Source organism: Reyranella sp. (assembly GCF_050185545.1).
Lineage (GTDB): Bacteria > Pseudomonadota > Alphaproteobacteria > Reyranellales > Reyranellaceae > Reyranella.
Genome location: NZ_JBFWZI010000235.1, coordinates 1 through 9,334, shown reverse-complemented (window position 1 = coordinate 9,334; position 9,334 = coordinate 1). Strand labels below are relative to the sequence as shown.

Sequence of the window (9,334 nt, the reverse complement as noted above, 5' to 3'; positions counted from 1 at the left end):
TGGTACTATCGCGTGGTCGGCGACTCGCGCTGCCCGATCGTCGACACCTGGTGGCAGACCGAGACCGGCGGCATCCTGATCACGCCGCTGCCCGGCGCCACCCGGCTCAAGCCGGGTTCGGCGACGCGGCCCTTCTTCGGGGTGCAGCCGGTGATGGTCGACGCCGAGGGCAAGGAGCTCACCGGCCCCGCCACCGGCAATCTCTGCCTGATCAATTCCTGGCCCGGCCAGATGCGCACGGTCTACGGCGACCACCAGCGCTTCATCGACACATACTTCAAGACCTACCCTGGCAAGTACTTCACCGGAGACGGCGCGCGGCGCGACGCCGACGGCTACTACTGGATCACCGGCCGCGTCGACGACGTCATCAACGTGTCGGGCCATCGCATCGGCACCGCCGAGGTCGAGAGCGCCCTGGTCGGCAACCAGAAGGTTGCCGAGGCAGCCGTGGTCGGCTACCCGCACGACATCAAGGGCCAGGGCATCTATGCCTATGTGACGCTCAAGTCCGGCCAGTCGCCGTCCGAGGAGCTGCGCAAGGAGCTGGTCGGCTGGGTGCGCAAGGAGATCGGCCCGATCGCCACGCCCGACGTCATCCAGTGGGCGCCCGGCCTGCCCAAGACGCGCTCGGGCAAGATCATGCGCCGCATCCTGCGCAAGATCGCCGAGAACGACTTCAGCAATCTCGGCGACACCTCGACGCTCGCCGATCCGGCGGTGGTCGACGACCTGGTGAAGAACCGGGCTTGAACCTCTTCTCCTTCCCAGCTCCGCTGGGGAGGTGTCGCCGTCATGCGGCGACGGAGGGGTCATGAGTCATGTCCCCGCTTCGTTTTGTGACTCATGACCCCTCTGCCCCGTATGACGGGGCACCTCCCCCGGTTACAGGGGAGGAAAATGAATGCCGAGCAAGGAGTCCCATGCCCAATCCAACCATCCAGACCCTCGCCGCCGACCTCGCGGCGGGCCGCACCACGTCGCGCAAGCTCACCGAGGAGGCGCTGGCGCGCATTGAGGATCCGGCGGGCGAAGGCAAGCGCGCCTTCATCAAGGTATGGCGCCAGCAGGCGCTCGCCGCCGCGGATGCCAGCGACGCGATGCGCAAGGTGGGCCTCGTGCCCTCGCCGCTGGCCGGCCTCCCGGTCTCGATCAAGAACCTCTGCAACGTCGCCGGCGAGATCACGCTCGCCGGCTCGAAAGCGCTCGACGATGCGCCGCCCGCCACCCAGGATGCGCCGGTCGTGGCGCGCCTGCGCGCCGCCGGCGCCGTGATCGTCGGCAGCACCAACATGAGCGAGTTCGCCTTCTCGGGCGTCGGCTTCAACCCGCATTACGGCACGCCGGGCAATCCGGCCGACCGCAAGCGCGTCCCCGGCGGCTCGTCGTCGGGTGCGGCGGTGTCGGTCGGCGATCGCATGGCCGTGGCCGCGCTCGGCACCGATACCGGCGGCTCGGTACGCATCCCTGCCGCCGTCTGCGGCATCGTGGGCTTCAAGCCGACCGCGCGTCGCGTGCCGATCGACGGCGTGGTGCCGCTTTCGACCTCCCTCGATTCGATCGGACCGCTGGCCAACTCGGTCGAATGCTGCGCCATCGTCGACGCCGTGTTCGCGGCTCAGCCGATCACCGTGCCCGAACCGATGCCGCTCGCCGGCCTGCGGCTCGCCGTGCCGCGCCACTTCGTGATGGACGATCTCGACACCGTCGTCGCCCGCGCCTTCGAGCGCGCTCTGCAGACGCTCGCCGCCAAGGGCGTCCGTGTCGAGCACATCGACCTGCCGCAACTGAACGAGCTGCCGGCGATCAACGCCAAGGGGAGCTTCGCCGCCGCCGAGGCCTATGCCTGGCATCGCGCCCTGATCGCCCGCCGCGGCGACGTCTACGACCAGCTGGTGGCGCCGCGCATCCGCCGCGGCATGGAGATGTCGGCCGCGGACTATATCGAGCTGCTGGCCAGGCGCGCCGACCTGCAGCGCCGTGTCTCGGCGATCACTATCGACTACGACGCCGTGGCGATGCCGACCTGCGCCATCACCGCGCCGACGATCGAAGAGGTCGCGACGCCGGACGGCTTCACCAGGAAGAACATGCTGCTGCTGCGCAACACCACGGTTGGCAATTTCCTCGACCGCTGCGCCATCAGCCTGCCTTGCCACGCCCCGGCCGAGCTGCCGGTAGGCCTCATGCTGATGGGCGAGGCGATGGCCGACCAGCGCGTGCTGGCCATGGCGCGGAGCGTGGCACCGGTAGTGGGGACGCACTGATTCTCATTGCCGGGAGCGCGCCACTCCAGTGGCGCTCTTCTCCTCCTCCCCAACTTGTTGGGGAGGTGTCGCCGTCTTACGGCGACGGAGGGGTCATGGGTCATGGCCCCGCTGCCCTTTGTGACTCGTGACCCCTCCGCCCCGTATGACGGGGCACCTCCCCAGCAACGCTGGGGAGGAGTATGAGCGCCACGGAGTGGTGCGCTCCCGGCAATGAGCCTCACTGATACTTCGGATCGTCGGGGCGGCGCATGCGCCAGACGTTCTCGGTCGTGGTGTATTCGCTGTAGCCCAGGCGCGCGACCGGCCTGAAGGCCAGCGTGTCGATGCGGCCGTCCTTCACGATGGCATCGTCGATGTGCACGCCGACCACCTGGCCGAAGACGACCGAGCCGCGCTTGTCCTCATGGCCTTTCTCGACCGGCAGCTCGATGGTGCGCCAGTACCGGCACTCCAGCGCCACCGGCGATTCCTTCACACGTGGCGGCTTTACATAGCGGCTCGGCTCGGGCGTCAGGCCGGCCAGCTTCAGCTCGTCGACGCCGAACTCCACCATCGTGGTGGTGATGTTCATCTGCTCCTTCAGCTTCTCGCTCACCATGTTGACCACGAACTCGCCTGTCTGCTCGGCGTTCATGCGGCTGTGTTTGGTCGGCGAGCTGCCGTAGGTGCCGGTGATGGCGAAATAGACCATCGGCGGGAACTCGCCGACGGCATTGTAGAAGCTGTAGGGCGCGAGATTGACCCGACCCTGCCGGTCGATGGTCGAGATCCAGCCGATCGGCCGCGGCACGATCAGCGACTTCAGCGGATCCTGCGGCAGGCCGTGATCGCGTTTGGCGGCATCGTAGAACATGGCTGTCTCCTCCCGCGGGCTCCAAAGTCCCGGCTGCAACAACCGACCCCAATGGGCGCATTTCCGATTTGATGGAACCGCAAGCAGTTCCATCAAATCGGAAGGCGCTTCTATCGGCCGTAACGCCGTGCAGCCTCGGCATGGGCCGCGTCGAACGCCTCCTCGAGCATAGCATTGAGTCCGCGGCAGGATTTCACGACCTCGGCGGCCCACACGACATAGTCGGCCAGGCGCGCCTCTGTCCATCCGGCCGGCGGCGTCGAGACCAGGGCGCGCAGGTTCGAGGTCTTGTCGGCGAGCTTGAGCAGCCTGGCGCGCACCGACTTGGCCGGCGTCTTGGCGATCTGCAGCCGCTTGCGCTCTTCCTTGGGCAGCGACTTGTCGTCGGTCACCTCGGCGACCAGCGCTGCGACCTCGGGACCGAAGCGCTGCTCGAGGTCCTCGTAGGTGGCGTCGGTGTCCTCGAGCGTGTCGTGAAGCATGCCGGCGGCCAGCAGCACGGCATCGCGGCCGTCGGTGGCCGAGGCCAGGAGATCGGTCACCTCGGTCAGGTGGTTGATGTAGGGCTCCGACCGTTCGCCCTTGCGCCGCTGGGAAACATGCTGGCGGGCGGCATAGTCGGCGGCTCGGGCGAGCAGGATGAGGTCGGCGCTCATGGCTGCCGTTGTGCGACGCGCGGTCCGGCTTGTCGAGACGTAAGGGTCGGCCCATCTTCGGCCCATGTCTCGCACCATGAAGGCGCTGCTCGGCGTCTGGATCGCCGTCCTGGTCGCCGTCGTCGGCTGGATCGCCTGGGACGCCTTCCGGGGCGACGGCAAGCCGGCGATCGGCGGTCCGTTCGCGCTCACCGATCAGAACGGCGCCACCGTCACCAGCGACAGCCTGAAGGGCAAGCCGACCCTGATCTATTTCGGCTTCACCTTCTGTCCCGACGTCTGCCCGACCGCGCTGCTGCAGATGGCGAACGCCCTCGACAAGCTCGGCCCCGATGCGGCCAAGAAGGTGAACCTGGTGTTCATCACGATCGATCCCGAGCGTGACACCCCCAAGCTGCTGAAGGGCTATGTCGAGAATTTCGGCCCGACCTTCATCGGCCTGACCGGCACGCCGCAGCAGATCGCCGACGTCGCCCGCGCCTATCGCGTCTATTTCCAGAAGGTGCCCGGCAAGGACGGCGGGCCCTACCTGATGGACCATTCCTCGATCGTCTACCTGCTCGACCGCAACGGCCGTTTCGCCGGCCATTTCACCCACGAGGCCAAGCCGGAAGCGATTGCGGCAGCGGTGGGGCGGCTGCTGTAGGAAAGCGGTTAAATCGCTGAATCACAGAGATTTTTGCACTGCACTATTGCAGTGACAATACTTCGCAGGTGCGTACAATCCGCGCCCCATGCTGTACGCCGCCTACGAACTCCATCGCCAGCTCGCCGGGCCCGTGAGGCTGTGGGCGAACGCCTTGGAGCAGGTCTATTCGCACCCCTACAACCCGCTGACCGACACCTGGTTCGGCAAGTCGGTTGCGGCCAGTGCGGAGATCATCGCGCGCCTCACCCAGAACTACGGCAAGCCCGCCTTCGGCCTGAAGGAGACGCAGGTCGGCAACGAGACCGTGGCGGTCAACGAGGAGATCCTGGTCCGCAAGCCGTTCTGCCAGCTGCTGCGCTTCCGCCGCGACACGACGCGGCGGGATCCCAAGCTGCTGGTGGTGGCGCCGATGAGCGGCCATTTCGCCACCCTGCTCAGGGGCACGGTGGAGGCCCTGCTGCCCGACCACGACGTGCACATCACCGATTGGGTCGATGCACGCGAGGTGCCGCTGGCCTACGGCAACTTCGACCTCGACGATTACGTCGACTACGTCATCGAGTTCTGCCGCTATCTCGGGCCGGACGTGCATGTCATCGCCGTCTGCCAGCCGTCGGTGCCGGTCCTGGGCGCCGCCTCGCTGATGGCCGAGGCGCATGACCCGCGACAGCCGAGATCAATCACCCTGATGGGCGGACCGATCGACACGCGCCAGAGCCCGACCGTTCCCAACGACCTGGCGATGCGCAACTCGATGATGTGGTTCCGCCAGAACGTGATCTCGACGGTGCCCTTCCAATATCCGGGGGCGATGCGCCGGGTCTATCCGGGCTTCCTGCAGCTCACCTCGTTCATCAGCATGAACCTCGACCGGCACGTGAACGCCCACATGCGCCAGTTCGAGCACCTGATCAAAGGCGACGACGATTCAGCCGACTCCCACCGCGCCTTCTACGACGAGTATCTTGCGGTCATGGACCTGACCGCCGAATTCTACCTGCAGACCATCGAGGTGGTGTTCAAGGAGCACCGGCTGCCGCGTGGCGTCTGGCAGAGCCGCGGCCGCAAGATCGACCCGTCCCATATCGAGACCGCCCTGATGACGGTCGAAGGCGAACTCGACGACATCTCCGGCGTCGGCCAGACCAAGGCCGCACACGCCCTCACGCCCAACATCCCGGGCGCGCGCCACGTCCACTGGGAACAGCCGCGGGTCGGCCATTACGGCATCTTCAACGGCCGCAAATGGCGCGAGCAGATCATGCCGCGCGTGAGCAGCTTCATCCGCGACAACGACGCGGGTTGACGGGCTGTTTCCTACTCCCTCCCGCGATTACGCAGGGCATTCGCATACTGCAAATAATTCCGTCATCCCGGCCGGAGCCGAGCATGCGAGGCGTAGTGACCTTCCTTCTCGCAGCCTCAGTAAGAAAGGTCCCTCGACTGCGCCGCCAATGGCGCTGTAAACAGCGCCTGGTCGGGCGGCTCCGCTCGGGATGACGGAGCTTTTTTGTATGCGAATGCTCTGCCCGAATACGGGAGAGAAGCGCAGCGACTGTGCTAGCCGAGCTGCTCGACCATCTCGCCAACTTGATCCGACTCTACGAGGAGGACCGGGAGGCCTGAGCGGCTGCCCGGGCGGCCGGAAGATCGAGCGTCTCTTCCTGTAACTTGCGGCGCGCTCGCGGGTTGGAGCGACATGGTCTAGGGTCCTGCCATGGACATGCCCGTTACGGTCCCCGTCGAGATTGCCGACTGGAAGCCGGCGCCGTTCGACCTCAAGGGCGAGACGGTGTTCGCCATCGGCGACGTTCATGGCTGCGCCACGGAATTGGGCGCCCTGCTCGACGGCATCGCCCGTCTTGCCGGCGAAACGGCCGGCAAGCGGCGCCTGATCTATCTCGGCGACATGATCAATCGCGGCCCCGACGGCATCGGCGTGCTCGAGCAGTGGGCCGAGAGCGCCGAGACACGCGGTGTCGACCACATCGACCGGCTGATGGGCAACCACGAGATCATGATGATGCTGGCCGTGATCGGCGGACCGCACGCCGACAAGGCCGAGACGATGTGGCTCACCAAGCGCATGGGCGGCCATATCCTGCTCGACCAGATGCGCGCGCGGATCGGCAAGCCGAAGGCGCCGGCCAACCTCGCGCTGCTGTCGGAAGCGCTGGGCGATACCGTGGTGCACCGCCTCTACGGCATGCGTTCGCATGTCAGGCTCGGCAACACGCTGTTCGTCCATGGCGGGCTCGATCCCCATGCTGATCCGGACGAGTTCCTGACCCGGCCGTGGACGATCTTCACCGAGGCGCGCTGGGCCTGGATCAACCATGGCTTCCTCGACTGGAAGGGCGGCTTCGGCGGCACCCTGGTGGTGCACGGCCATACGCCGCCCGACAAGCACCGGGCGATCAGCGGGATGACCGACCCGCACCAGTTCGAGGGCGACCGCCTGGGACTCGACGGCGGCAGCGCCCGCACCGGGATCGTCACCGGCGCCGAGATCCGGGACGGCCGTTACCGCATCCTCAAGGCCGGCACGCCCTTCGCGACGCCGATATCGTCGGAGGGGGAGTAGGCGCACCAATCTTGATTTCCTCCCCCGCAATCGGGGGAGGTGCCCCGTCACACGGGGCGGAGGGGGAAGGCGTCAGTCGAGGTCTACGAGATTCCGACGTCGGAATCGGAAAGGTCTCGACTGCGGCCTTCCCCCTCCGGCCCTTGCGGGCCACCTCCCCCGATTACGACCCGATTACGGGGGGAGGAAGCCTGAACTGAAAAAATTCCGGCCCGCTGTCGGAATCCCGTCTGTTCGTTCGTCCTGAGGTCAAATCGAGGAGCGTTCGTCGATGCTTTACGCGATCCTTTGCTACAATTCCGAGGATGCCGTCGGCTCCTGGTCCAAGGAGTATCACGACGAGACCATGGCGCGCCTGCGCAGCGTGAACGACAAGCTGGCCCGCCAGGGCAGGCTGGGGCCGGTCGCCCGGCTGTTGCCGACCACGGCCGCCACGACGTTGCGCAAGGGCCGCGAGAACCTGGTGATCGACGGGCCGTTCGCCGAGACGAAGGAGCAGCTTCTCGGCTTCTACATCGTCGACTGCAGCTCGCTCGATGCCGCGCTCGAGACCGCCAGGGAGCTCGCCACCGCCAATCCCGGCACCGGCAGCTACGAGGTCCGACCGGTGGCCGAATTTCACGAATACACGGTCGGCCAGCAGCAGAAGCCCGCGGCATGAACGACATCGGCTGGATCGACGGGGTGCTCGGCGCCGCCCGCCCGCAAGCGGTGGGCGCGCTGCTGCGCTACTTCCGTGACCTCGATCTGGCCGAGGAAGCCTTCCAGGAAGCCTGTCTGCGCGCCCTGAAGACATGGCCGCAGAACGGCCCGCCGCGCGATCCGGCGGCGTGGCTGATCTTTGTCGGCCGCAACGCGGCGATGGACGATGTCCGCCGCCGCACCCGGCAGGTGCCGCTGCCCGACGAGGCCGAGCTGTCCGACCTCGACGATGCCGAGCACGCCATGGCCGAGCGGCTCGACAGCAGCCACTACCGCGACGACATCCTGCGACTGCTCTTCATCTGCTGCCACGCGGAGCTGCCGGCGACCCAGCAGATCGCGCTGGCGCTGCGCATCGTCTGCGGCCTGTCGGTGGCGCAGATCGCGCGCGCCTTCCTGGTGGGCGAGGCCGCGATGGAGCAGCGCATCACGCGAGCCAAGGCGCGGATCGCCAAGGCCGACGTGCCGTTCGAAACGCCGGGCGCCGCCGAGCGCGCCGAGCGCCTCGACCTGGTGTCGGCGATGATCTACCTGCTGTTCAACGAGGGTTATTCGTCGCGCTACGAGGAGGCCGGGCAGCGGCTGAAGCTCGCCGAGGAGGCGATCCGCCTGGCGCGCCTGTTGCTGCGCGCCTTCCCGGCCGAGCCGGAGGTGATGGGGCTCCTGGCGCTGATGCTGCTGCAGCAGGCGCGCGCCGCCGCGCGCTTCGACGACGACGGCAGCATCGTCCTGCTGGAAGACCAGGATCGCAGCCGCTGGAACGGTGCGATGATCGCCGAAGGCCTGGCGCTGATCGACAAGGCGGTGCGCCATCGCCGGCCCGGTCCCTACCAGATTCAGGCGGCGATCGCGGCCCTGCATGCACGCGCCGCGCGCGCCCAGGACACCGACTGGGCCGAGATCGACCTGCTCTATGCCAACCTCGAGCGCCTGCAGCCGTCGCCCGTCGTGACGCTCAATCGCGCCGTGGCGGTGAGCAAGGTTCGCGGGCCGGCGGCAGCGCTCGCCCTGATCGAGCCGTTGGAGGCCAGGCTCTCCAGCTACTTCTACTTCCACGGCGTGCGCGGCGCCCTGCTCGACCAGCTGGAGCGCCGCGGGGAAGCCCGCGCCTCCTTCGACCGCGCGATCACGCTCGCCAACAGCCCGGCCGAGGCGGCCCACATCCGCCAACATCTCGATCGACTGGAAAGGAAAACGTCATGAGCAATGGACTTCCCCCCGTCCTGGGCGGCGTCGCGCCCTATCTCTCCGTCAGCAACGCGGGCGCCGCCGCGGACTTCTACGTGAAGGCGTTCGGCGCCATGGAGGCGATCCGCATGCCGCCCGACGACAAGGGCCGCTACATGCACATCCATCTGGTGATCAACGGCGGCTCGGTCATGCTGGCCGACGCCTTCCCCGATCATGGCCATCCGCTCGAGACACCGGCCGCCTTCACGCTGCATCTGCAGGTCGACGACGTCGATGCCTGGTTCGAGCGCGCCACCAAGGCCGGTGCCGAGGTCGTGATGCCGCTTTCCGACATGTTCTGGGGCGACCGCTACGGCCAGCTGCGCGATCCGTTCGGCGTCCTCTGGTCGATGGGCATGCCGAGCGGCAAGCAGTCGGGGTGAGTGCTTG

At 67.3% G+C, this 9,334-nt stretch carries 10 protein-coding genes; 8 read left to right on the top strand and 2 right to left on the bottom strand.

Features of this window, described 5'->3' with window-relative positions; translation table 11 throughout:
* Both AB7O82_RS34200 and AB7O82_RS34195 read left to right on the top strand, forming a co-directional pair.
* A partial coding sequence (locus AB7O82_RS34200) for an AMP-binding enzyme (RefSeq protein ID WP_428621421.1) occupies positions 1-753 on the top strand: 753 nt, incomplete at its 5' end.
* A 170-nt stretch (positions 754-923) separates the two neighbouring features.
* The gene (locus tag AB7O82_RS34195) at positions 924-2,267 is read left to right on the top strand and encodes an amidase (RefSeq protein WP_428547269.1); all 1,344 of its coding nucleotides are present in this window, start codon (positions 924-926) and stop codon (positions 2,265-2,267) included.
* A 220-nt stretch (positions 2,268-2,487) separates the two neighbouring features.
* On the opposite strand, the gene AB7O82_RS34190 is transcribed toward AB7O82_RS34195, so the two are convergent.
* On the bottom strand, positions 2,488-3,123 hold the full coding sequence (locus tag AB7O82_RS34190; protein ID WP_428547266.1) for a flavin reductase family protein: 636 nt from the start codon (positions 3,121-3,123) through the stop codon (positions 2,488-2,490).
* Between the two features lie 110 nt (positions 3,124-3,233).
* Positions 3,234-3,779: an HD domain-containing protein gene (locus AB7O82_RS34185; protein WP_428547263.1), complete on the bottom strand. Its 546-nt coding sequence runs from the start codon at positions 3,777-3,779 to the stop codon at positions 3,234-3,236.
* A gap of 64 nt (positions 3,780-3,843) precedes the next feature.
* On the opposite strand from AB7O82_RS34185, the gene AB7O82_RS34180 reads away from it, so the two are divergent.
* The 6 genes from AB7O82_RS34180 (at position 3,844) to AB7O82_RS34155 (ending at position 9,327) form a co-directional block, all read left to right on the top strand.
* Entirely contained in the window at positions 3,844-4,425 is a 582-nt protein-coding gene (locus AB7O82_RS34180) for an SCO family protein (RefSeq protein ID WP_428547260.1), read from the top strand.
* Between the two features lie 88 nt (positions 4,426-4,513).
* Positions 4,514-5,734 (top strand): polyhydroxyalkanoate depolymerase, encoded by a 1,221-nt coding sequence (locus tag AB7O82_RS34175; protein WP_428547257.1) that lies wholly within the window; start codon positions 4,514-4,516, stop codon positions 5,732-5,734.
* Between the two features lie 411 nt (positions 5,735-6,145).
* The gene (locus tag AB7O82_RS34170) at positions 6,146-7,012 is read left to right on the top strand and encodes a metallophosphoesterase (protein WP_428547254.1); all 867 of its coding nucleotides are present in this window, start codon (positions 6,146-6,148) and stop codon (positions 7,010-7,012) included.
* Between the two features lie 271 nt (positions 7,013-7,283).
* A complete protein-coding gene (locus AB7O82_RS34165) occupies positions 7,284-7,673 on the top strand; it encodes a YciI family protein (protein WP_428547251.1) in 390 nt (129 codons plus the stop codon).
* A complete protein-coding gene (locus tag AB7O82_RS34160; RefSeq protein ID WP_428547248.1) occupies positions 7,670-8,917 on the top strand; it encodes an RNA polymerase sigma factor in 1,248 nt (415 codons plus the stop codon). Before AB7O82_RS34165 ends, AB7O82_RS34160 begins: the two co-directional genes overlap by 4 nt.
* A complete protein-coding gene (locus tag AB7O82_RS34155; protein WP_428547245.1) occupies positions 8,914-9,327 on the top strand; it encodes a VOC family protein in 414 nt (137 codons plus the stop codon). The genes AB7O82_RS34160 and AB7O82_RS34155 overlap by 4 nt, the downstream gene beginning before the upstream one ends.
* The last annotated feature ends 7 nt before the right edge of the window (positions 9,328-9,334 follow it).

What these genes read in the sequence shown, in the direction of transcription:
- AB7O82_RS34195 (WP_428547269.1), top strand. Translation starts at nt 924, where the DNA reads ATGCCCAATCCAACCATCCAGACCCTCGCCGCCGACCTCGCGGCGGGC.
- AB7O82_RS34190 (WP_428547266.1), bottom strand. Translation starts at nt 3,123, where the DNA reads ATGTTCTACGATGCCGCCAAACGCGATCACGGCCTGCCGCAGGATCCG.
- AB7O82_RS34185 (WP_428547263.1), bottom strand. Translation starts at nt 3,779, where the DNA reads ATGAGCGCCGACCTCATCCTGCTCGCCCGAGCCGCCGACTATGCCGCC.
- AB7O82_RS34180 (WP_428547260.1), top strand. Translation starts at nt 3,844, where the DNA reads ATGTCTCGCACCATGAAGGCGCTGCTCGGCGTCTGGATCGCCGTCCTG.
- AB7O82_RS34175 (WP_428547257.1), top strand. Translation starts at nt 4,514, where the DNA reads ATGCTGTACGCCGCCTACGAACTCCATCGCCAGCTCGCCGGGCCCGTG.
- AB7O82_RS34170 (WP_428547254.1), top strand. Translation starts at nt 6,146, where the DNA reads ATGGACATGCCCGTTACGGTCCCCGTCGAGATTGCCGACTGGAAGCCG.
- AB7O82_RS34165 (WP_428547251.1), top strand. Translation starts at nt 7,284, where the DNA reads ATGCTTTACGCGATCCTTTGCTACAATTCCGAGGATGCCGTCGGCTCC.
- AB7O82_RS34160 (WP_428547248.1), top strand. Translation starts at nt 7,670, where the DNA reads ATGAACGACATCGGCTGGATCGACGGGGTGCTCGGCGCCGCCCGCCCG.
- AB7O82_RS34155 (WP_428547245.1), top strand. Translation starts at nt 8,914, where the DNA reads ATGAGCAATGGACTTCCCCCCGTCCTGGGCGGCGTCGCGCCCTATCTC.